The 22,361-nt window shown below is 68.7% G+C and carries 21 protein-coding genes; 15 read left to right on the plus strand and 6 right to left on the minus strand.

The genetic code is table 11. The features are described 5' to 3' along the window. Positions 1-190: 190 nt before the first annotated feature. Positions 191-751: a hypothetical protein gene (locus tag DJ73_RS04060; RefSeq protein WP_094557353.1), complete on the minus strand. Its 561-nt coding sequence runs from the start codon at positions 749-751 to the stop codon at positions 191-193. Positions 752-1,166: 415 nt separating this feature from the next. On the opposite strand from DJ73_RS04060, the gene DJ73_RS04065 reads away from it, so the two are divergent. The 9 genes from DJ73_RS04065 to DJ73_RS04100 all read left to right on the plus strand — a co-directional run bounded on the left by DJ73_RS04065 (position 1,167) and on the right by DJ73_RS04100 (position 10,922). Beyond that, positions 1,167-2,036, plus strand: a complete 870-nt coding sequence (locus tag DJ73_RS04065; protein WP_094557354.1) for a TasA family protein — start codon at positions 1,167-1,169, stop codon at positions 2,034-2,036. 98 nt (positions 2,037-2,134) lie between these two features. Beyond that, positions 2,135-3,862 carry a vWA domain-containing protein gene (locus DJ73_RS04070; RefSeq protein WP_094525422.1) on the plus strand — a complete coding sequence of 576 codons (1,728 nt, stop codon included), beginning with the start codon at positions 2,135-2,137 and terminating at the stop codon, positions 3,860-3,862. 145 nt (positions 3,863-4,007) lie between these two features. Further along, a complete protein-coding gene (locus DJ73_RS04075) occupies positions 4,008-5,696 on the plus strand; it encodes a VWA domain-containing protein (RefSeq protein WP_094525423.1) in 1,689 nt (562 codons plus the stop codon). Between the two features lie 213 nt (positions 5,697-5,909). Next, on the plus strand, positions 5,910-6,662 hold the full coding sequence (locus DJ73_RS04080) for a hypothetical protein (protein WP_094525424.1): 753 nt from the start codon (positions 5,910-5,912) through the stop codon (positions 6,660-6,662). Continuing rightward, positions 6,659-8,131: a SipW-dependent-type signal peptide-containing protein gene (locus DJ73_RS04085; protein WP_141212069.1), complete on the plus strand. Its 1,473-nt coding sequence runs from the start codon at positions 6,659-6,661 to the stop codon at positions 8,129-8,131. The genes DJ73_RS04080 and DJ73_RS04085 overlap by 4 nt, the downstream gene beginning before the upstream one ends. After that, positions 8,131-9,327, plus strand: coding sequence for a signal peptidase I (locus DJ73_RS04090; protein WP_094557355.1), 1,197 nt, complete (start codon positions 8,131-8,133; stop codon positions 9,325-9,327). The genes DJ73_RS04085 and DJ73_RS04090 overlap by 1 nt, the downstream gene beginning before the upstream one ends. Further along, complete coding sequence (locus tag DJ73_RS04095; protein ID WP_094557356.1) at positions 9,327-9,896, plus strand: hypothetical protein; 570 nt, start codon at positions 9,327-9,329, stop codon at positions 9,894-9,896. Before DJ73_RS04090 ends, DJ73_RS04095 begins: the two co-directional genes overlap by 1 nt. A gap of 2 nt (positions 9,897-9,898) precedes the next feature. Continuing rightward, positions 9,899-10,057: a hypothetical protein gene (locus DJ73_RS20150; protein ID WP_158217299.1), complete on the plus strand. Its 159-nt coding sequence runs from the start codon at positions 9,899-9,901 to the stop codon at positions 10,055-10,057. A gap of 67 nt (positions 10,058-10,124) precedes the next feature. Continuing rightward, positions 10,125-10,922 carry a ZIP family metal transporter gene (locus tag DJ73_RS04100; RefSeq protein ID WP_094525427.1) on the plus strand — a complete coding sequence of 266 codons (798 nt, stop codon included), beginning with the start codon at positions 10,125-10,127 and terminating at the stop codon, positions 10,920-10,922. 34 nt (positions 10,923-10,956) lie between these two features. Here the strand turns inward: DJ73_RS04100 and thiD are convergent, their stop codons facing one another. After that, entirely contained in the window at positions 10,957-11,844 is an 888-nt protein-coding gene (thiD, locus tag DJ73_RS04105) for a bifunctional hydroxymethylpyrimidine kinase/phosphomethylpyrimidine kinase (RefSeq protein ID WP_094557357.1), read from the minus strand. An 85-nt stretch (positions 11,845-11,929) separates the two neighbouring features. On the opposite strand from thiD, the gene DJ73_RS04110 reads away from it, so the two are divergent. Further along, positions 11,930-12,601, plus strand: a complete 672-nt coding sequence (locus DJ73_RS04110; protein WP_094527666.1) for a DsbA family protein — start codon at positions 11,930-11,932, stop codon at positions 12,599-12,601. Position 12,602: 1 nt separating this feature from the next. Here DJ73_RS04110 and DJ73_RS04115 read toward each other — a convergent pair whose 3' ends face one another. The 4 genes from DJ73_RS04115 to DJ73_RS04130 all read right to left on the minus strand — a co-directional run bounded on the left by DJ73_RS04115 (position 12,603) and on the right by DJ73_RS04130 (position 17,039). Continuing rightward, positions 12,603-13,442 carry a phosphatase PAP2 family protein gene (locus DJ73_RS04115; RefSeq protein ID WP_094527665.1) on the minus strand — a complete coding sequence of 280 codons (840 nt, stop codon included), beginning with the start codon at positions 13,440-13,442 and terminating at the stop codon, positions 12,603-12,605. Then, positions 13,439-15,322, minus strand: coding sequence for an ABC transporter substrate-binding protein (locus DJ73_RS04120; protein ID WP_094557358.1), 1,884 nt, complete (start codon positions 15,320-15,322; stop codon positions 13,439-13,441). The genes DJ73_RS04115 and DJ73_RS04120 overlap by 4 nt, the downstream gene beginning before the upstream one ends. 138 nt (positions 15,323-15,460) lie before the next feature. Continuing rightward, positions 15,461-16,651: a hypothetical protein gene (locus DJ73_RS04125; protein WP_094525432.1), complete on the minus strand. Its 1,191-nt coding sequence runs from the start codon at positions 16,649-16,651 to the stop codon at positions 15,461-15,463. An 85-nt stretch (positions 16,652-16,736) separates the two neighbouring features. Continuing rightward, entirely contained in the window at positions 16,737-17,039 is a 303-nt protein-coding gene (locus DJ73_RS04130; protein ID WP_094525433.1) for a hypothetical protein, read from the minus strand. 720 nt (positions 17,040-17,759) lie between these two features. Here DJ73_RS04130 and DJ73_RS04135 point away from each other — a divergent pair. From DJ73_RS04135 to DJ73_RS04155, 5 genes are all read left to right on the plus strand, one after another. Then, positions 17,760-18,686 (plus strand): replication factor A, encoded by a 927-nt coding sequence (locus DJ73_RS04135; protein ID WP_094527662.1) that lies wholly within the window; start codon positions 17,760-17,762, stop codon positions 18,684-18,686. A 1-nt stretch (position 18,687) separates the two neighbouring features. Continuing rightward, complete coding sequence (locus DJ73_RS04140) at positions 18,688-19,350, plus strand: RPA family protein (RefSeq protein WP_094525435.1); 663 nt, start codon at positions 18,688-18,690, stop codon at positions 19,348-19,350. Between the two features lie 125 nt (positions 19,351-19,475). Continuing rightward, entirely contained in the window at positions 19,476-19,898 is a 423-nt protein-coding gene (locus DJ73_RS04145; protein WP_094525436.1) for a CopG family transcriptional regulator, read from the plus strand. A 335-nt stretch (positions 19,899-20,233) separates the two neighbouring features. Then, a complete protein-coding gene (gene pdhA, locus DJ73_RS04150; RefSeq protein WP_094557394.1) occupies positions 20,234-21,337 on the plus strand; it encodes a pyruvate dehydrogenase (acetyl-transferring) E1 component subunit alpha in 1,104 nt (367 codons plus the stop codon). After that, positions 21,338-22,324 carry an alpha-ketoacid dehydrogenase subunit beta gene (locus DJ73_RS04155; RefSeq protein WP_094525437.1) on the plus strand — a complete coding sequence of 329 codons (987 nt, stop codon included), beginning with the start codon at positions 21,338-21,340 and terminating at the stop codon, positions 22,322-22,324. Positions 22,325-22,361 lie beyond the last annotated feature (37 nt).

Raw genomic sequence — 22,361 nt, forward strand, 5'->3', positions numbered from 1 at the left:
CCACCCACACAGCACCGCACCTCTCACCTCCCCAGCCTCGTCGGTGGTCCTCCGCGTTGCTCCGGACCACCGACTCCCTCGCGTGTGCGACTCGCGGCCACCGAGGGCGGCCGCTCGCCGGCGCGCGCCGACCGCGGCGTTCGTTTGTTTATAAATAGAATCGGTACGGTCGCAGAATTCGTCGTTCGTCTCAGCTCCGGCGCCGCGACAGCAGGCCGTTGCGTCCGATCCGGAACTGCCGGAGCACGGAGAAGCGGTTGACCCACAGCTGGTACGCGCCCGTGAGGGCGAACGCGCCGAGCGCGAGGCTCGTCCAGAGGACCGGGTCGACCGCGGAGACGAGCGGGACGCCGAGCAGCGCCGCGAGGACGACGGTCAGCGACGCGACGCCGAGCGCGCGGTACAGCTCCGACCACGTCACGCCGCCTTTCGCGACGATCTCCGTGTACAGAGACACGTCCCGCGCGTGCCGCGAGAGCTCGATCGTCTGCGTCTCCCGGTCGTACTCGACCACACCCAGCTCCTCCAGCTTCGGCAGGTGCGTCTGGACGAGCGAGGTGTACACGCTCTCGCGGCAGCGCTTCGGCGGCGGGCTCTCGCCCGTCTCGCGGCCCGCCACCAGCGTCGACAGCTCGTGAACCGTCACCACGCCGCCGACGCTCCCGAGCTGTTCGAGGGCGCGCCGACGGCGCTCGTTCGCGAGGATGGCGTACACCTGTTCTGCCGGAAGGACGTCGGTTCTGAGTTTCATGAGTGAGGGTCCGACGCTCCGCGCGGCACGGAGATCGGTCGTTGACGTTACATCTTCCTTCGAGGGGATATGTATGGGCCAGCTACCGCCGACTCCCGGTTGCCGACGGGACGAACCGTCTCGGCGAAACCGATAGCCCCTCGCCCGGTACGGCGTCCTTGCGACCGCGGTTCGGGCCTCGCGTCGCCGCCGTGACGGCACGCTGTTCGTACCGTCGTTTCGCCCGAAGTAGGGTGTTCGTGCCGCCGTTTTTGCCCCGAGTAGGACTTCCGGACCGCCGGTTACACGGCCCGTTCCACCGAATCGCATCTCGCATTCCACAGTGACGTGGCTGCTCGTAACTAGGTCGATAGCTCGCTGATAGAGGAGTAACCGATCCGCTCCCGAGTGGGGGTGCGTCGGACACCAACCAATCATGAAACCCGAAACCAACGACATCGGACTCTCGCGGCGTAAGATGCTTCTCGGCCTCGGCGCGGTCGGCGTCGCCTCCGCGGGTGCGGGACTCGGCACCACGGCGTACTTCAGCGACACTGAAACCTTCGAGAACAACAGTCTCACGGCCGGGACGCTCGACATGAGCGTTACCGCGGAGATCGTCGCGGCGGACGAGTACTGGAGCAGCGCAGGCGTGGTCGGCATGACCGAGACGGCCGACGGCGAGGGCGTCACCGCGGGCCTCGTCGTCGACGACGTGAAGCCCGGCGACTGGGCGATCGTCTGCTTCGACATCGAAGTCGGCGACAACCCCGGCTACGTGCAGGTGCGCACGGAGAACTTCACCGAGACGGGCGGCGCGAACCCCGAGCCCGAGCAGGCCGTCGAGGGCGACACGGACAACGATGCCGACCTCGGCGAGTTCCTCCTCACGACTGCGTGGCAGAGCTACGACGACACCAGCGGCGACAAGACCGGGCTGTCGACGCTCGACCCCGTATTCAACAACGCCTCGAACTCTCTCGGTATCAACTACGCCCCCTCTGATGTCGGTGGCGTCGTCGACGCCGACGCTCACTACACGAACGCGCGCGAGGCGGACGCCCAGCTCAACGCGGGCTACCTCATCAAGGACGACAACGGGGATCTCCTGCCGATCAACGACGAGGCGAACGAGGGCGTCTACTCGTTCTGCCTCCTGCTCGAAGTTCCGTTCGAAGTGGGCAACGTCATCCAGGGCGACAGCCTGTCGTTCGATCTCGTCTTCGAGACCGAACAGGTCCGCCACAACGAGGACCCCTTCAACAACTCGGCGCCGGTCAACTCCACCAACTCCACCGCGAACTGATCTCGGTGAGATCGGCGTGAAAAGCTCGAACCGCCCCACGGCGACGCGGTAGTCGCCGCGGGAGGTCGTGACTACCCATACGGCAGACAACAGACACAATGACAAACGATTCAACCAATTTCGACCTCTCGCGGCGCAAGCTGCTGGCCGGCCTCGGTGCGGTCGGCGTGGCCTCTGCGGGTGCGGGGCTCGGAACCACGGCGTACTTCAACGACACGGAGACCTTCGAGGGGAACTCCCTCACGGCCGGCGAGCTCGACCTGCTCGTCGACTGGCAGCAGACGTACGACTACGGCGAGGGCCACACCTTCGTCAACGCGCACCCCGACCACGACGAAGACGGGGAGCAGTCGATCCCGGACGGCGAAGGCGGACAGATCAAGTACAGCGACTTCCTCGACCCCGACGACGAGGACAGCACCGGTGAGAACCTCCCGACCCTGGACTGCGAGAACATCCCGCCGATCAGCGAGGCCACCTTCGGCACTGACCCCGTGACGGGTGACGAGATGAACACGCTGGTCCAGCTGTCCGACGTGAAACCCGGCGACGAAGGTGAGATCACCTTCTCGCTGCACCTCTGTGACAACCCCGGATACGTCTGGATGCAGGCGGACAACGTCTCCGAGAGCGAGGGAGTCAACACGGACGCGGAACTGGCGGTCGACACCCCTGACGGCGGCGACCTCGCACAGTTCATCAACGCGACGCTCTGGTACGACGCGGACTGCGACAACGTCCGCGACGAGGCGGAGCCCGCCGACATCATGCTGACGCTCGACTTCTCGGGCTCGATGCTGTACCGCGAGTACGGCGGCGTCATCAGCGATGACCCGATCCAAGTCAACGGCGATAATTTCCCTGAGACGACGAAGATCGACCTCGTCGAACTCGCGGCCAAGGAGTTCGTCCAGTACCTCGACGCACAGAACGCGGACGTGCAGGTCGGGATCGCCTACTTCGACGGCGAGAAGACCGACGATGCCGAGCCGCGTACGGGCATCCTCCAAGACATGACCAGCGACCTGTCGGCTGTCGACGCCTCGCTAAGCGACCTGCGACAGAAGCTGGCTAACGTCGTCACGAGCGTTAATGACGCTGCAGGAGACGACCCCCTGATCAGCGACCCGTTCGACGGCGACGGTGACCCCGACCCCAACAGCAACGCGGGCGCTATCGCAACTGGCACCTACATCGGCGAAGGTGTCGACGACGCACAGGACGAGCTTGCCTCTGCCGGCCGGCCGGGGACCAAAGCGGTGAACATCGTGCTCTCGGACGGCGAGTCGTTCAACGGCACCGGATCCACGCAGTTCAGCTCGCCGCAGGACGCGGCGACGGACGCCCGTAGCCCCTCGCCCGGCCCGGAGACGGACCTGTACACCGTCTCGGTGGGCAGTGCCAACGACAGCGTCCTTCAGGACATGGCCGGTGCAGCGACATCACCGGGGAACGATCCCCAGTTCTTCTACGATGTCGACGACCCGGTGGCGATCCCGACGGTGTTCGGTGTCCTCGCCAGTCAGTTCGTCGCCGAGAAGATCATCATGGAAGACAGCCTCGACAACGTGCTCGCGGCGCTGTCTTCTGGGAACGGCATCCCGCTCGACGGCAACATCCTCACGATGTACAACGAGCTGACCGAGCCCGCGACCGACGCGGACCGCGACGCGTTCGAAGGCAACGGCCTGATGTACTGTATCGGACTGGATTGGGTGCTGCCCTTCGAAGTTGGCAACGTGATTCAGGGCGACACGCTCGCCTTTGACCTCGGCTTCTACACCGAGCAGGAGCGCCACAACGACGGCGCGGGGGTCTCGGCCTGACCCCGAACCGAAGCTGAGACACAGACTCCAAGCGGGCCATCTGCTCGCCACTGAGGCGACACGCCTGCTTCCCGACTCGGCGCTTCCGGCGGCCGACGCGACGGTTCACGACCGCGGTCGGGATTCCCTTCGGGGATGATACAGGATGAATGACGACACAACCGGGCTCTCGCGGCGCAAGCTCTTGGCCGGCCTCGGTGCGGTCGGCGTGGCCTCTGCGGGTGCGGGACTGGGTACGACCGCGTACTTCAACGACACCGAATCGTTCAACAACAACACGCTCACCGCGGGCGCTCTCGACCTCAAAGTCGACTGGGAGGAACACTACTCCTTCCCGCAGTATTACGGTTTCGCGGACCCGACAAACGGGTTGAACGTGAGGTGGTCGATGCCAGCAGAAGACGATACGACATCGTACACACCACTTCCGGACCCGGCAAATCCGCTCATCTGGGTCGCGACGGCGGACCTCGACGCGTACATGGACAACACCGCGATCGAGTCGTACCCTGACACGGATGGCGACGGGAGCCAGGACCCGTTCGACGCTACCACGAACGACGTCGCGGTCGGCGATGTCTGTACCGATGGGGCGGACCTCTCGGCGGACCTCGACCCGACGGCGGCCGGTGCGCTGCGGACGGACAACGCGGACACGTACAGTGACGGGTCCGCGCTCCCACTCGTCAATCTTCAGGACGTCAAACCGGGAGACTTCGGTGAGCTCACGCTGAGCTTCCACCTCTGTGACAATCCCGGCTACGTGTGGTTCCAAGGCCAGCCAACCACCGCTGCGGAAGGTGGACACACGGAGCCCGAAGCGAGCGACGCTGACGAGTCCGGGGCAGCGGACGAGTCGTACGATGTCGCTGCCGGCGACACGGTTTCGGACATCCTCGGCTCTGACGTGGAGCTGCTGAGCGAGATTCAGACCGTCCTGTGGTATGACGACGGCGACAACGTCCTCGGCAGCGGCGGGGAGACCAGTTCCGGAAAAGTCGACATCGCGTTCCTACACGACCGGTCTGGGAGCATGGGAAACGAGGCGACGTTCCTCGAGAACAACATCGGGAACGTCGCAACCCAACTCGACAACTCGAACCTCGATACGGCGTTTGGACTGATTGCGTATGAGGACAACGATGACGGAGATTCGACCCCGACCATCGTAACGACAGACATCACGACGGATTCCAGTCAGCTGGATTTCAACTTCAGTATCGAGGGCGGGACGGAGAACGCTTCGGAAGCAATCGAGTTCGCGCTGGACAACTTGACGTGGCGACAGGGTACGAAGAAGATTCTCGTCGTCATCACTGATGAGGACGACGACGGGTCAGCCGCAGAACGCACCAGCGCACTCAACCGTATCGACAACGAGAACGCTTGCTTGCTCGCGGTTTCGCCAAATACCACGGGAGCGGACGAACTCAAGACGATATCGGAGCAAGTCCAGTGCGGTGACTGGATCAATATCACCGACGGGCTCTCTACCCAGATCCTCAATGACCTCGTGGGCTTCATCACCACGGTCGGCGGCGAGGAAGTCATCTTCCGTGGCTCGTTGCTGGACACGCTGACGAATCTTAGCTCGGGCAACGGGATTCCGCTCGACGGTGACGAATCGACTCCCTTCGACGAGATCAACGATCCGGAGGCCAGCAGTGCCCGGGAGTGCTACCAGCCGCTCACGACGAACTACATCGGGTTCGCGTGGTGGCTTCCGCCGTCGGTTGACAACGAGGTCCAATCCGATTCCATCGGCTTCGACCTCGGATTCTACACCGAGCAGTGCCGGCACAACGACGGCGCTGGTCCCGAGCAGACGGCCTGATCGTCCGGGTCGCCCGATCAGCCGAGCAGACGGGGCGAGTCGGTGGGGCTGTCAAACCGGACGACTGGGGCCGGGTACGGCGTCCGTACCGTCGGGTACGGTCACCGGACCGGACTGGGTAGGTCGCGCATACATACGAGCGCGGTGGTGGTAGAGAGCGGTGAGACGAGAGGCTATCGACGACACGGCCGTTCGAAGCCGCAACGACACACAATGACAACGAAAGACACACAACTGACGCGGCGACGGACGCTCCTGGGTATCGGAGCCGTCGGCTTCGCGACCACCGGACTGGCCCGTGGCCGGTCGACGGGGAGCTGGAGCGACTACGCGGACTACACGTACGCCCAGACGGACGGCCGCCGCCTGCTCGTCGGCTGGCAGGCGACGTACAACGGCTCCGGGGCGGAGACGGTGGTCGTCGACGGGCCGACGGACGCGACCGACTTCGTCGACGGCGTCACCGGCGTCCGCCTCGTCGACCTCGACGACGTGCTCCCCAGAGACGAAGGCACCGTGAGCGTCGGGCTACGAGTCGAAGACGACGTCGAGGAGGGGCTCCGCGCGTGGATGCGCTTGGCTCCCAATATCGGGAGCGACCCGGCGAGTCAGGCGCTCGCCGACCGGCTCCGCGTAACCGTTCGGTACGACGACGGGCTGCTCGGAGTCGGCGGCTGCGAAGGCGCGGACGGTCCCTTCGCGGAGTTCGGCACGCTGATCTTCTCGGGGAGTTTCGCCGACCTGACTGACGCCGACCTCGCCGACGGGGTCCTAATCGATCCCGGACTCTTCGACGGTGACTGCCTCACGCCGAGCGATCGGCGCTGCTTGGTGATCGACTGGGCGTTCCCGGTCGGCGACGGCAACGCCGGTAAGGGCGGCAGCGTCGACTTCGACGTCACGTTCGGTGTCGACCCGTGCGGTGCGGACGCCGCGAACCCGTTTGACGAGGAGGAGTCGACATGACCGCCGACCGACGTGACGACTCCGACGGCCGCGTCGCTGCCGATTCGCGCGGCCCGACGGTCGGACTGAGCCGGCGCCGGCTCCTCGCGAGCATCGGCGGCGTCGGCGCCGTCGGGATGGCGAGCGGCCTCGGGACCGGCGCGTACCTCTCGGACCGCGAGACGTTCCCGGACAACGTCTTCGGCGCCGGCTCCGTCAAGCTGGTCGTGAACAACGCGGTCTCCGACGGGACCTTCGCGGTCGACGTGTCGGGGATACGACGGGGGAATCCCGGGCGCGAGACGTTCGACATCGACGTGCGAACGAACCCCGTCCGGGTCTGGATCGCGACCGACTGTCCGGACGACAGCGCGCTCGCGCGCGCCCTCGAAGTCGAGATTTCTGTCGTCGACGGACCGTCGCTGACCGGCGGCTACCGCGCCCTCGCCGACGTCGAGCGCGACCTCGTCGCGGGCGAGCGGATCGATGCGGACTGTCTCGTCCCCGAGGACCCCGTTACCGTCGAGGTGGCCTGGCGGATGCCTGGCGACGCGCCCGAGGAGGCGGCGAACGACGCGACCGACCTTCGGTTCCGGCTGTACGCCGAGCAGTGTCGCCACGTCTCCGAGGCGGACGCGGCGGGGTCGAACCCCTTCGCCGACCGGGTCTGTGAGGAGCCGGGTGACGACTGCCCCGAGTGCGTCGAGTTCGGGAAGGCGGAATCCGGCGACTCGCCGGTCGCGGTCGGGGACACGCTCTCGCTGATCGAACTCCCCGCGGGCGCGGACGGTCACGAGATCGCTATCACCGCGGTCGAGACGAAAGACGAGGGGGGCAACGCCGAGACGGTCGGCGTCGAGTTCACCCTCCAAGACGCCGACGGGAACCCCGGACCGGACATGTGTAAGGTCGAGATCAAGGGCGGGCAAGAGACCGAGTCCTACGAGATCGATCCGGCCTCTTCGGAGACGGACGAGATCTTGTTCGCGCCCCTGAAACCCGACAAGGACAAGCGACACGGGATCAGCAACATCGTCGTCTTCGTCTGTTCCGATTCGGGCGACGGCGACGACCCCGACGAGGACGAGACGGTCGACTGCGTCGTCTGCGACGACGAGAACGCCTCGCTCGCGACGCTCGACGTCCGCTACCGCGGCGACGACGAGCCGTCGGTCACCGTCGTCTCGACGAAGGGGGGCACCGGCGGGACGCTCTTCGAGGGCACGGTCGCCAACGGAGACGTGTTCACCCTCGACGGGAGCGACGTGACTCGGAGCGGGAACAACGGCAACGGAAACGGCGGCGGCCAGACGGACAGACTCGGTCCGGAGGTCGAGATACGGGTCGAGGGCGGAGCGACGACCCCGATCCACGTGAGCTGCTCGGAGCTGCTCGCGGTCGGGATGCGGTTCGGACCCGACGACGAGTTCGAGATCGCGGGCGGAACGACCACTGACGAGAGACCGATATGCGGCACGGAGGCGAACTGATGACACAACTACTCACATCACCACGGACGAAACGCGCGGCGAACGTACTCGGGATCGTCCTGTTGCTAGCGCTCGTCGCGCCGTTCGCGGTGTACGCGGCCCCGGAGATCGTCGGCGCCGACGAGAGCTTCGTCGTGCTCACGGCGAGCATGACGCCCGCCATCGCACCGGGCGACGTGGTGATCGTCGCCGATCGCGACCCGACGACGGTCGTCGACGGCGACGTGATCACGTTCATGCGCGGCACGAGCGAGGTGCCGGTGACGCACCGCGTGATCGACGTCGTCGGCGAGGGCGGGACCCTCGCCTTCGAGACGATGGGCGACGCGAACGAGGGGCCGGACCCGGGGCTCGTCCCCGCCGGGAACCTCGTCGGCGTGGTCGCGCTGGCGATCCCGTACATCGGGTACGTGATCCAGTTCGCGGGCACGCCGGCCGGGTTCGTCGCGCTGGTGCTGCTCCCGTTCGGCCTGCTCGCGGTCACCGAGGTCTGGTCGATCGTTCGCGGCCGCGAGGAGGCGGACGGGGGGTCGGACGCGCCGAACTCACCTGACGCGCCGAACTCGCCTGACTCGACTGCCGACGGAGTCGTCGGCGCGGACGCGACCGCGGCGCCCGTCACCGCGGCGCCCGTCACCGCGGCGTCCGCCGGGACCGACGCAGCAGGCGTCGAAAACGCCGAAACCGACGTGACGCCAGCAGAGACCGCCGCGACCGGTTCCACGGGAGTCTCCGTCGACGCGGTCGGCGGGGCGGCGGCGGTGTTGCTGGTGTTCGCGCCGTACGCGGCCTACGTCGCGGTCCAGCTCCGCACCGCCGCGGCCATCGCGGTCGCGGTCGCGGCGGCGACGCTGCTGCTCGGCGCGCTCGCGACGTGGGTGCCGGCAAGCGGCGTCCTCGACCGGAACCGACCGAGCGCTGAGGCGGCGGACGACGACACGGCGATCGACCGCGCGGAGAGCGGCGATACCGCGGACGACGGGGCGGATGACGACTACGTGGCGAGCGCCGAGAGCGGAGCGGAGGGGGCCGAGCGCGGAGCGGAGGGGGCCGAGCGCGGAGCGGAGGGCGACGACGGAACGACTGACCCGGTCGATCCGTCGGGATCGGTGGCAGTGACGGACGGGTCCGGGGCGCGTCAGTCGCCGTCGACGACCCCACCGTCACAGCCGGACCGCGCCGGGGAGGTGGACTGATGGCCGTGAACCGCGGCCTCGTCGGCCTCGTCGCCGTCGCGGTGCTGGTGTGGGGAGTCGCCTTCGGCGGCGGCCTCACGCTCGCCGTGCTCACGTCGAACGCGACCGTGACGACGACGTTCGAAACGGTCGGGGAGTTCGCCCCGATCGAAGCGTCGCCGGACGGCGATCTCGGGACGTCGGCGCTCTCGGTGGAGAACGGGTCGACCACGACCGTGCCCGTGGACAACTCGACGGAGAACTCGGTGAACGCGAACGCGTCGGCTCACGAGACCGTCTCGGTGCCGCCGGGCAACGAGACCTCCTCGAACTCGGGGAACGTTTCGGATTCGGGCAACGAAACTGCGCTGCCCGAGACCGAATCGGGTCCGGATAACGAGACCGTGCCGTCCGAGACCGAATCGGGTCCGGACGATGAGCTCGCGCCGGACGACGAGCCGAAGACGGACGATGAGCTCGCGCCGACGGGAGACGAACCGACGTTCAAGCGGAACGTTCCGGATCCTGCGGAGAAGGGGTCTGAAACGACCGGTTCTGACGCCGCAGCGTTCGCTCCGACCGGGGTGTGAGCGTGAGTTCGCTGATCGGGCTGCGGGGGTCCGAACCGAAACGCGGCGGTGGGGCGTGCGCTCGCCGGCCTCCGCCCGGGACGAAGCTCGGGGTGCTGCTGTTGTTCCTCGCGCTGTTCCTGATCCTGCTGCTCGCCGGTCTCGTTCGCGGTATCGGATGAACGCTCCCGGACTCCGGGTTTCGTCGGCGGGGTTATGTACCGGACTGACGAAGTTCTCCGCAAACGCATGGTCGCGCTCGACGCGTTCGCGTTCGTCTTCGTCGCCGGGCTGATCACGGCCCTCGCGACCGGGATCGGCGCGCTGCCGTTCTTCTTTTTCGACTCGATCAGCGACCGAGGGAACGTGGCGCTGTGGGGGTTCTCCTCGGGGATCATGCTCTCCGCGTCGCTGTTCGGGCTCGTCCGGGAGGGGCTCGCCGAGGGGACGCCGGTCGAGATCGGGATCGGCCTGGCCGCGGGCGTCGTCCTGGTCGTCGTCGCGCACGACGTGCTGTTGGACGCCGACATCGACCCGCGAGAGTACGAGGAGGCGGACTTCAAGAAGCTCGTGTTGATCCTCGGCGTGCTGACCGTCCACAGCTTCCCCGAGGGGGTCGCCGTCGGCGTCTCGTTCGCGGACCTCGGGCTGGCGGGCGGGGCCTCGCTGTTCGGCTTCGCCGTGCCGCTGCTCGCCGTGTTCATGACGGTCGCGATCTCGATCCACAACGTCCCCGAGGGGACCGCGATCTCGATCCCGCTGCGGGCGATGGGCGTCTCGAAGTGGAAGATGGTCTGGTGGTCGGTGTTCTCCAGCCTCCCGCAACCGATCGGCGCGGTCCTCGCCTTCGCGTTCGTCCGGTACGCCCGCGAGTTCCTCCCGTACGGCTTCGGCTTCGCCGCCGGCGCGATGATCTACCTCGTCGCCACCGAGTTCATCCCGGAGGCGCTCGAGACCGGCGCGGCGCTCCCCCGCGGCGGGAAGCCCGTGCTCGCGGGCGGGATCGCGCTCGGCGTCGTGCTGATGCTCCCGCTCAACTTCATCTGAGCGCCTCCGGTCGACCGTCGACGGCGCGTTCGACTCACCGACCGTCGTCGAACGCCGTCGGGTTCACCGCGCCCGGCCCGTCGCCCACGTCGTAGCCGCGGCGGATCGCCGTTCCCATCTCGTCGACCGCGTCCGCGACGGCCCCGCGCAGGGGTTCGCCGCGCGCCAGCCGGGCCGCGATCGCGCTCGACAGCGCGCAGCCGGAGCCGTGCGTCGCGTCGGTCGCCACGCGGGGGTTCTCGATGCGGACGACGGTCGGGTCGGTCCCCGCCTCGTCGTCGTCGCCCGCCTCGTCGCCGTCGCCCGCCTCGTCACCCTCCCCTCGGCCGCCGATCACGAGCGTGTCGACGACCCGATCGCCGTCACCGCTCAGGTGTCCGCCCTTCACGAGCGCGGCGCCGGCCCCGCGGGCGACGAGCTCCCGCCCGGCCGCCTCGGCGTCCGCCGGCGTCTCGACCGGCTCGTCGACGAGGACCGCCGCCTCGTCGGCGTTCGGGGTGACGAGCGTCGCGCGCTCGATAACCCCCTCGTAGGCCTCCTCGGCGGCCGGCGAGAGCAGCCGGTCGCCGGTCGCCGCGACCATCACCGGGTCGACGACGACCGGGGCCGAACAGCGGGCGAGCAGCCCGGCCGCGGTCTCGACGATCGGCGCCGTGGCCAGCATCCCCGTCTTCACCGCGCTGACGTCGAAGTCCTCGATCACGGCGTCGTACTGGCTCGCCACGTGGTCGGCCGGAACGACGTGGACGTCCTCGACGCCCCGGGTGTTCTGCGCCGTCGTGGCCGTCACGACCGCGGTCCCGAAGACGCCGTGGGCCGTCATCGCTTTCAGGTCCGCCTGGATCCCCGCCCCGCCGCCGGCGTCGCTGCCGGCGATCGTCAGCGCGACCGGCGGGGAGACGGGGTCGCGATCGCGTGCCATATACTGGTTGTACCACTTGGTAATATTAAGTCGTGGCGATCGCCGCCGCCGAACGCCCTTTGCCGTTCGCCGTCGAACCGGGGGTATGTCGAACGCTCACTCCGACGACGCGGCCGGCGGCGATCCGGCCGACGACCCGACCGAGTCGATCACCGTCTACTCCGACTACGTCTGCCCGTTCTGCTACCTCGGGCGGCGGTCGCTCGCCGAGTACCGGGAGACGCGCGAGGAGCCGCTCGCGGTCGACTGGCACCCGTTCGACCTCCGTGCCGGCAAGCGGAACCCCGACGGCACCGTCGACCACGAGGTCGACGACGGGAAGGGCGACGAGTACTACGCGCAGGCCCGCGAGAACGTCCGGCGGCTCCAGGAGCAGTACGGCGTCGACATGGCTCAGGAGATCGCGACCGACGTCGACTCGCTGCCCGCCCAGCTCGTCTCCGTGCACGTGAAAGAGACCGCCCCCGAGGCGTGGCCCGCCTTCGACGACGCGGTGTTCGCGGCGCTGTGGCGGGAGGGACGCGACATCGGCGACCGCGAGGTGCTCGTCGACATCGCGGAGGACGTCGAGGGGCTCGACGCCGAGGTCGTTGATGTCGCGCTCGGCGACGACGACCTCCGCGAGCGCGTGACCGAGCTGTTCGACGCGGCGCGGCAGCGGGGGATCACCGGCGTGCCGACGTTCGCCTTCGACGGGCACGCGGCCCGCGGCGCGGTGCCGCCGGAACAGCTCGAACGGCTCGTCGAGGGCGCCTGAGCTACGCGTCGACGGCGGCGGTGTCGCCGCTGATCTCGCCGTCGGCCTCCTCCTCCTCGCCGACGATCCGGCACGAGAGGTAGACGGAGCCGAGCGCGAGCGCGATCCCGCCGATCACGTCGGTGAGCCAGTGTATCCCGAGGTACATCGTCGCGATCACCACCGACGTCGAGATCCACACGGCGACCGGCGTCCACAGCGGGTACTCATCGCGCGTCATGACGGCGAACGCCGCGACGGTCACCGACAGCGACGTGTGAAGCGAGGGAAAGACGTTCGCGGCCTCGTTCACCTCGCTCGTCAGCGCCGTGAACTCGGGGTTGTACGTGAAAAGCAGCGACGTCCCGACGTCCAGATTCCGCGGGCCGTGCGCGAACACGACCGTGTAGAGCGCGAGCCCGATCGCGTAGTTGAGGGCGTACGCGACGAGCAGCCGCCGCAGCGTCTTCGTCCGCGGAAGCGCGATGTACGCGAGGAAGGGGAACGAGAGCAGGAACGCGTATCCGTACACGTACACCGACGAGAAGTACATCGTCAGCTCGGGCGTGGCGTACGTCTGCTGTATCCACTCGACGAAGTCCCCCTCGACCGCGTAGATCAGTCCCGTCAGTCGCAGCCCGAACAGCTCCGAGACCGTCTGGAGCGAGCTCCGGCCGACCGCGCTCGCGAGCAGCACCGCGCAGAGCGCGGCGAACTCCCGCCGCGCGTCCGACAGGCGCGACGCGACGTCGTCCCGAAGCCCACGGATTCGACTCGGCCCGATTATTACCGCCGCGGCGACGAGTATCCCGCCGCCCACCCACAGCGCGAGCGAGCCGAGGACCGACGCGAGCCAGGTCATTCCCCCCTGGACAGCAGGCGTCCTCCCTCGTCGAACCGGTACCCCGCGTCGCGGAACAGCTCCTTCGCCTCGTCGGTGTCGATAGACCCCGACTCCCCGACGAACGGGTACACGGGATCCGTCTCCCTGTCGTCCCACGAGAGATCGGTCGGCACCCACTCGGAGGAGGCCGCGAGCGGCGACGCCGCCGGTCGGGCGTACCCGTCGAACGCCTCGTCGATCAGCGTCTCCTTGTCGATCAGCGACGCGATCACGGCCCGGAAGCGCGGGTTCGACAGGGGTGCCCGCCGCGCGTTGTATCCCACGTGGTAGAACCCGCCGGAGCGCCCGGTCACGAGCCGCGTGTCGGCGTCCCGCCCGATCCGAGGCACCGCGTCCGGGCCGAGGTTCGAAACGGTCGCGTCCGCGAGCCCGTCGCCGACCGCCGCCACCGCGGCGATGTCCGACGGCGACACCTCGATCCGCAGGCGCTCGAACGCCGGCTTCCCGCGGAACCGCTCCGGGACTCCCGCCGCGGGATCGGCCTCGTCCCGCGTCGAGTCCGCGCGGGCGAGGAAGTGGTCCGGGTTCCGATCGAAGACGACCGATTCCTCCGCCGTCGCCTCGGCGAACCGTATCGGTCCGCTCCCGACCGGGTCCCCGTTGTTCGACACCACCGCCTCGGTCGTCTCCACGTCGAACTCGAAGCCGGCGATCGTCGCGACGTCGGTCCGCTCCGACCAGACGTGTTCCGGCAGGATCGGGACCTGGAGCGCCCGGACCGCGACCGCGTCGTTCACGTCGTCGATCGCGAGCTCGACCCGCCCGTCGCCGACGACCGTCGCCGACCGGACGACCGAGCTCCGGCCGCGGAACCGCGGCGTCGGAACCTCCGTATCGAGGGACCCCATCGAGGTGTCGCGGAGGAACTCGTAGGTGAACGCCACGTCGCCCGCGGTCACCGGCTCGCCGTCGTGCCACCGGGCGTCTCGGAGGTCGACGACGACCGTCTCCTCGTCGACCCGTTCCCAGCCCGACGCGAGCCAGGGGATGACCTCCCCGCGGTCGACGAGCGCGAGTTGGTCGTACAGCAGCGACGTGAAGGTCCCGTCGCGTCGGTACTCGGCCGCGATCGGGTTCCAGTTCTCCGTGATCTGATCGTCGGTCGTGACGAGCCGAAGGACGGCGTCGCCGTCGGCGGTCTCCTCGTCCGCGGTCTCCTCCTCCGCGGTGGCGTTCTCGGCGGTCCCGGCGTCGCCGTCGTCAGCCGTTCCGTCCGTCGTCTCCGCGCGGTCCAGTCGCAGGAGCGCGCCGGGCGACAGCGGCTGTCGGTTCGTCCACCCCTCGAACCGATCCTCGCGGACCGCGCTGAGCGGGTCCGGAAACGCGACGACGGTGAACGGCTGCAGCTCGCAGAGCGAGCGCTGGAGCTCGGCCACCGCGTCGCGTCGCTCCCGCCCTTCGACCCGTCGCTGGCGTTCGAGCTGGTCGTCGACGCCGTTGATGTCGGTAAATCCGAACGGGTTCTGGCGGCCGGCCTCGGCGACGAACCGCGAATGGGTGAACGCGTACATCGCGTCCGGGTCGAACGGCTCCGACTCCAGGAACTGCCCGACGTAGACGTCGAAGCCCTGGTTGATGAGTACCTTCCGCCAGAGGTCGGTCCGGCTCAGGGTGTTGATCCGGGCGTCGACCCCCACGGCGTTCAGGTTCTCGGCGAGGTGCCTGGCGATCCGGATCGCGTTCGGGTCCCTGTCGGCCGGCGCCGTGTCGATCTGCAGCGTGAGCTGGGAGGGCCTGTTGCGCCCCGCGATGTTGCGGGTTCGACCGAGACAGCCGGCGCTCAGAGCCCCCAGACCGATCCCCGCGAGCGCCTCCCGCCGGCTGACGTGGCGGTTCATTCGTCCCTCACTCTTTCGTCGCCCGCCTATATCTCTTCTGTGGTGGCCTCGTACCGCACCGACCGGCCGATTCGGGGAGTCAGCCCCGATTTCGGCCTCGATCGCTTCAGACCTCGATCGCCTCAGACCTCGATCGCTTCAGATCACGTCCGCGAGCGGGAGCGCCAGTCCGACCGCCCACGCGAGGAGGCCCGCGACGAGGACGGGTCGATCGTCCGCCGCGCGCCCGACGGCGACCACCCCGACCGCCGCAAGCAGCGCGATCCGGTGGACGACGAGGGCGGGCGGCACCGCGACGCCGAGCGCGGCGAAGTCGAGCACGAACCCGGTCCCGAGCCCGGCGGCGACGGCGAGCGCGACCGCCGCCGGGTCGCACTCGCGCGACCGCGCGACTACGAGCGCCGGCACCCCGCCCGCGAGGACGAGGTACAGCGGGCCGGCGATCGCCTTCGGGGGAACGCTCGGATACGCGAGTTCCAGCCCGACGCCGGCGGCCCGCACGCCGACGACGACGGCGCCGAGAGCGGCCCCGAGCACCGCGGCGTCGGCGTGTTTCGTCGCCTCCCGTCGGGCCCGCCGCGCGAGGTCGACGGCCGCCGCCCGGGTCCGGCGCCCGAGCAGTGCGCCCGCGACGGTCACGAGTGACGCCAGCTCGATCACCGACAGCCAGCCGTCGCTCCACCCGCCCTCGATCCCGCGGTGCTCCCGGCGCACCTCGGCGTCGACCCGCCCGTGGATGAACTCGTCTTCCAGCCGGACCGCCGGGTCGTCGATCCCGGGGACCGTGTGGCGGAGCCGGAACCAGTCGTAGTACTCCTCGTGGGCCTGTATCGCGGTGTACTCACCGTCCGGGGACTCGTACGCCCGAACGTGGTCGCGAACGCCGAGGTACGCCCCGTCGTGGAGCTCGAACGTCTCCGTCAGCCAGACCCCGCCGGCGGGTCCCTCGACGTAGCCGTACCGCGTCGAGCTGCGGGCGTCGGCCCAGTCGCGCTCGACGAACGCCCGCACCCGCTCGGCGTCGGCGGTCGTTTCCGACTCGATCCCCTCGGTCTCCTCCCAGTCGGCCTCGGTTCCCCCCTCGATCGCCGCGCGCGTCGTCTCCGCGTCGGCGTGCACCACGACGTTGATCGCGAGCGTCCGCCCCTCGACCGACGCGCTCCGGCTCGTGTACGGCCACAGCCGGTAGTCGCCGTCGACCGCGATGAGCGACTCCTCCGGGACCGTCGCCGACGGTTCCCCCGCGGGCGGTCCGGCGAAGGCGCCGGAGAGCGCCAACCCGACCGCGACGACGACGAGGAGTCCGACGACCACCGTCGCTCGCTTCATGGCCGCTTCGAGGGCGTCCGCATAAAAACGCCTTCGGGTGGGGGCCGGCGCGGTTCGCCCTCCCTCGCACCGGCCGCGACCGGCCTCACCAGGTCTCGACGAAGCCGTCGCGCACGTCCTCCGCGCAGCCCTCGCAGTCGGGGTGGCCCGCGTCGAAACACGAGGGGCGCCCCTCGGCGTCGACGGCGACCGCCCGCCGCTCGGCGTGCCGCCGACAGACGATCCGCGCCCGTCCGTCCTCGTCGGTCGGGAGGTCGTACCGCTCCGCCCCCGCGGTGTCGTCGTCGGGGTCGTCCTTTCCCTCGGTGTACGCCCGCCGCGCCTCCTCGAACTGCTTGCCCGCCTTGCGGAGCTGCTGGCGGATGACGCGTTCGAGTCGGTCGTCCATAGGGACCGTACCGGCGCGTCGGATATAGGTCCGTTGGCGAATGCGAGGTTGATCGGTCCGCGGGCGGCGGACCCGTCGTGAGGGGTTCGTAAATCGTCGCCGTCGCGGTGGACTCCTTAGAAGTCCCAGTCGCCCGCTTATAAATAATCGACTGTAGATCTAGAGCGAACACGTCCGAAGCCCCAGCCGTGAGGTGCACGCACGCTCGCTGCGCTCCTCGTCACTCGCTCCGCTCGTTCCTGCGGTGCTTGCGTCGTCATCAGAACGCTCCGCGTTCTGATTGGCTCACGAGAGCAGAGCTCTCGTGAACGCCTCCGCGCACCTCACGGCTGCCCCTTTGAGTCCCGCACCGCAACCGCACCGCAGCCTCGCGCCTCCCCAGCCTCGTCAGTCGCCGTCGCTTCGCTCCGGCGACTGACTCCCTCGCGCTCGGTTCGCGCCCTCACGGGCGCTCACCGGCGCGCCACCGCCATCGTTTATTTTCATTCGACCCTGATACGTGCGGACGCTTCACGCGGTATCGTTCCACTTGAAACGAAGCCCGCGCGTGGCGTACGGGCGTCTGACGCGGCCGGCCGTCGAAACCGCGAAACCGCCGGAAGCGGCCCGTCAGCGCGTCGGAGACGACCACTTTCACCGTGGTTGCGGGATTTTTAATACCGTGAGGAACCAATCACCGTACGCCTCCCATTGAAACAAGACCGGAGGCGGAGACACCCCATGAGCGAACTGCGACAGGAAGCGGAAGCGATAGCGGAACAGTTCTCGGACCACTTAGACGTGGACGCCGACGAGGTCGAGGAGCGGCTGGAGAACCTCGTCAACGAGTACCGCGTCCCCCTCGACGAGGCGCGCCGGAGCGTCACCAACAGCTACCTCGAAGACGCCGGGATGGAGCGCGACGAGCTCGGCCGCGGCGGCAGCGAGTCCGTCTTGGTCGACGAGATCGACGAGGACGAGCAGTGGGTCGACCTGCGCGTGACGCTCGTCGACCTCTGGGAGCCCCGCAGCGACTCGATCTCGCAGGTCGGGCTCCTCGGCGACGAGTCGGGCACGATCAAGTTCGTCGCCTTCGAGACCTCCGACCTGCCCGAGCTGACGGAGGGGCAGGCGTACGAGCTCTCGAACGTCGTCACCGACGAGTACGAGGGCAGCTACTCGGTGAAGCTCAACCGGACGACTCAAATTACCGAGATCGACGAGGAGATCGAGGTCGGCGACAACGCCGACACCGTCGAGGGCGCCTTGGTCGACATCCAGTCCGGCTCCGGGCTGATCAAGCGCTGTCCCGAGGACGACTGCACGCGCGTCCTCCAGAACGGCCGGTGCTCCGAGCACGGCCAGGTCGAGGGCGAGTTCGACCTCCGGATCAAGGGCGTCCTCGACGACGGCGAGACCGTCACCGAGGTCATCTTCGACCGCGAGGCCACCGAGAAGCTCACCGGCATGGGACTCGAGGAGGCCAAGGACATGGCGATGGACGCGCTCGACACGACTGTCGTCGCCGAGGAGATGGCCGACGACGTGCTCGGACGGTACTACCGCGTCACCGGCCCCACCTTCGGCCGGTACGTCCTGGTCGACGAGATGGAGGACCCCGGTGCCGTGGACGTCGAGAGCGCGCTGATCGAAGCGAGGTCGATCTAACATGAGTCAATCCGCACCCACCCGAGAGGTCGCCCGGCGCGTGTTCGCGAGCGAGTTCAACGACGCCGGCTACACGTTCACCGAGTCCGACGACGAGCGCGCCCCCGTCTACGCGCTCCTCCCGACGGGCGAGTCCTCGAACCGCGTGTTCTTCGTCGGCACCCTCACCGAGAAGGAGGACGTCGGCGAGGACAGCGAGTACTGGCGCGGCCGCATCGTCGATCCGACGGGCACGTTCTTCGTGTACGCCGGCCAGTACCAGCCCGAGGCCGCCTCCAAGCTCCGCGACCTGGAGCCGCCCGCCTACGTCGCAGTCGTGGGGAAACCCCGGACGTACGAGACCGACGACGGCACCGTCCGGGTCTCCGTCCGCCCCGAGTCGATCACCGAGGTCGACGCCGCCACCCGCGACCGCTGGGTCGCCGAGACGGCCACGCGGACGATCGAGCGCGTCGCCGCGTTCGACGACGACGGGAACGAGTACGCGCGGATGGCCCGCGAGGAGTACGACCTCGACCCCCAGACGTACAAGGCCGCCGCGCTGTCGGCGCTGGAGGACCTCGACGAGGGCGACGAACTCGCCGGCGACGCCGCGGACGAGGACCGCGCCGACGGCGACACCGCCGGCGACGCGACGGATCCGGCCGGAACGCCGGAGCCCTGACCGGCGGCGGCCGACCGCCCAGACGGACCGATCGGGCGCTTTAGGTCCGTAACGCCCGCTATTTCCCCTTTTTGTGGCACCGTCTGACAAACGCTTAAGTAGATAGCGCGACCACCGTTCCGGCAATGGGCAACAAGAACAAGACGATCTCGTTCCGCGTCAACGAGGACGCGTTCGAGGCGCTCCGAGACATCGCCGAGGAGCGGGACATCTCGCTGTCGGCGGTGTTCCGGGACTACGTGGACACGCTCGTTGCCCACGACGGACAGGTCCGCGCCGTCCCGGAGGCGGAGCTCAAGAGCGCGGGCGAGCCCGGCGAGTCGTTCCCCCCGCGCGTCGAGGTCCCGAAGAGCTTCATCCGCGAGCACGAGCGGCTGGAGCTGGAGGCCGACCACCTCCGCGAACAGCTGGACGAGTACAAGCGGTACGTCAATCACCTCCGCGAGCGGCTCGACGACGACGGGGAGGACGTGATCCACCTAGAGGACCTCGACGGTGAGCGCGACGACCGCGGCGAGCGCGACGAACCCTCCTTCCGGCTCGGGTGATCTGCCGCCCCGACGGCCGCCGGTTCCGCTCCGATCGATCCCGCCGAGCCGTGGCGTCGCCTCCGGCCGCCGTCTTCGCCCCGACCGATCTCGCCGAGCCGCGGCGTCGATCTCTCGGAAAACCTTCCCGTTTGTCCGTTACTGTTCGTAGAAACCGCCGAGTCGACGAAAATATTGCCGGCCCTGACGAGATTTGTTCAAAAACGTCCGGTTCTCTGGGAATCTGATGGACAGTTTCTCAGCGCGCCCACCGATTTCTGATTATAATAAACTATGTACGAAAACGATATTACCCGGGCGGCGAACCGTTCTGACATGAACAGGTGGGTTCCACGGTGAGCGTATTCGACAGGGCGTACGACGACCCGGTCCGCGTGATCGACGAGGACGGCGAGGTCGTCGGCGACGTCCCCGATCTCGACGACGGGGAACTCGTCGAGATGTACCGGCACATGCGGCTCGCGCGTCACTTCGACGGCCGGGCGGTGAGCCTCCAGCGACAGGGGCGGATGGGGACGTACCCGCCGCTGTCGGGACAAGAGGGGGCTCAGATCGGTTCCGCGACGGCGCTCGCCGAAGACGACTGGATCGTTCCCTCGTACCGCGAGCACGGCGCGGCCCTGGTCCACGGGCTCCCGCTGAAACAGACCCTCCTCTACTGGATGGGCCACGAGTCCGGCAACAAGGCGCCGGCGGACGTCAACGTCTTCCCGGTCGCCGTCCCCATCGCGTCGCAGGTGCCCCACGCCACGGGCGCGGCGTGGGCCGCGAAGCTCCGCGGGAGCGACGAGGCCTTCCTCTGTTACTTCGGCGACGGCGCGACCAGCGAGGGCGACTTCCACGAGGGCGTCAACTTCGCCGGCGTGTTCGACACGCCGACCGTCTTCTTCTGTAACAACAACCAGTGGGCGATCTCCGTGCCCCGCGAGCGGCAGACCCGGAGCGCGACGCTGGCGCAGAAGGCGGAGGCGTACGGGATCGACGGCGTGCAGGTCGACGGGATGGACCCGCTGGCGGTGTACGGCGTCACGACGGCCGCACTGGAGAAGGCGCGCGACCCGGAGACGGACCGGCCGCGCCCGACGCTGATCGAGGCGGTGCAGTACCGGTTCGGCGCGCACACGACCGCCGACGACCCCACCGTCTACCGCGACGACGACGAGGTCGAGCGCTGGAAGGCGAAGGACCCGATCCCGCGGCTGGAGGCGTACCTCCGCTCGGAGGGGATCCTCGACGACGAGCGGGTCGCGGAGATCGAGGTCGCGATCGAGGAGCGCGTCGCCGACGCGATCGACGCGGCGGAGGCGGCCGCGCGGCCGGACCCGAGCGAGCTGTTCGAGCACGCGTACGCGGAGCTCCCGCCCGAGCTGGAGCGGCAGTACGAGGAGTTCGCGGCGTTGCGGGAGACGCGCGGCGACGAAGCGTTCCTGGAGGAGTAAATGAGCGACACACAGAACCTCACCGTCGTACAGGCGGTACGTGACGGGTTGTACAGCGAGATGCGCGAGGACGACGACGTCCTCGTGCTCGGGCAGGACGTCGGGAAGAACGGCGGCGTCTTCCGGGCGACCGAGGGCCTCTACGACGAGTTCGGCGGCGACCGCGTCGTCGACACCCCGCTGGCGGAGTCGGGTATCGTCGGCTGCGCGGTCGGCATGGCCGCGATGGGGCTCCGCCCGGTCCCGGAGATCCAGTTCTCCGGGTTCATGTACCCCGGCTTCGATCAGATCGTCTCCCACATGGCGCGGTTCCGCGCCCGGAGCCGGGGCCGGTTCACCCTCCCGATGACCCTCCGCGCCCCCTACGGCGGCGGGATCCGCGCGCCGGAGCACCACTCGGAGTCGAAGGAGGCGTTCTACGCCCACGAGGCCGGCCTCAAGGTCGCCATCCCCTCGACGCCGTACGACGCGAAGGGCCTGCTCGCGGCGTCGATCCGCGACCCCGACCCGGTCGTCTTCCTCGAACCGAAGCTCATCTACCGCGCCTTCCGCGACGAGGTGCCCGAGGAGCCGTACACGGTGCCCCTCGGCGAGGCCGCGACCCGCCGCGAGGGCGACGACGTGGCGGTGTTCACCTACGGCGCCATGACGCGCCCGACGCTGGAGGCCGCCGAGAGCCTCGCCGAGGAGGGGATCGAGTGCGAGGTCGTCGACCTCCGCACCGTCTCTCCGCTGGACCGCGAGGCGATCGTCGACGCGTTCGAGCGCACCGGTCGCGCGGCCGTCGTCCACGAGGCGCCGAAGACGGGCGGGCTCGCCGGCGAGATCACGGCGATCATCCAGGAGGAGGCGCTGTTGTACCAGGAGGCGCCCGTGAAGCGCGTCACCGGATTCGACGTGCCCTACCCGCTGTACGCGCTGGAGGACTACTACCTCCCGACCGCGGCGCGGATCGAGGACGGCATTCTGGAGGCGGTCGAGTTTTAAGATGGCTCCCGCGGAGATCCACCACATGACAGTCCCG

The sequence above is a fragment of the Halorubrum sp. Ea1 genome (assembly GCF_002252965.1).
GTDB lineage: Archaea > Halobacteriota > Halobacteria > Halobacteriales > Haloferacaceae > Halorubrum.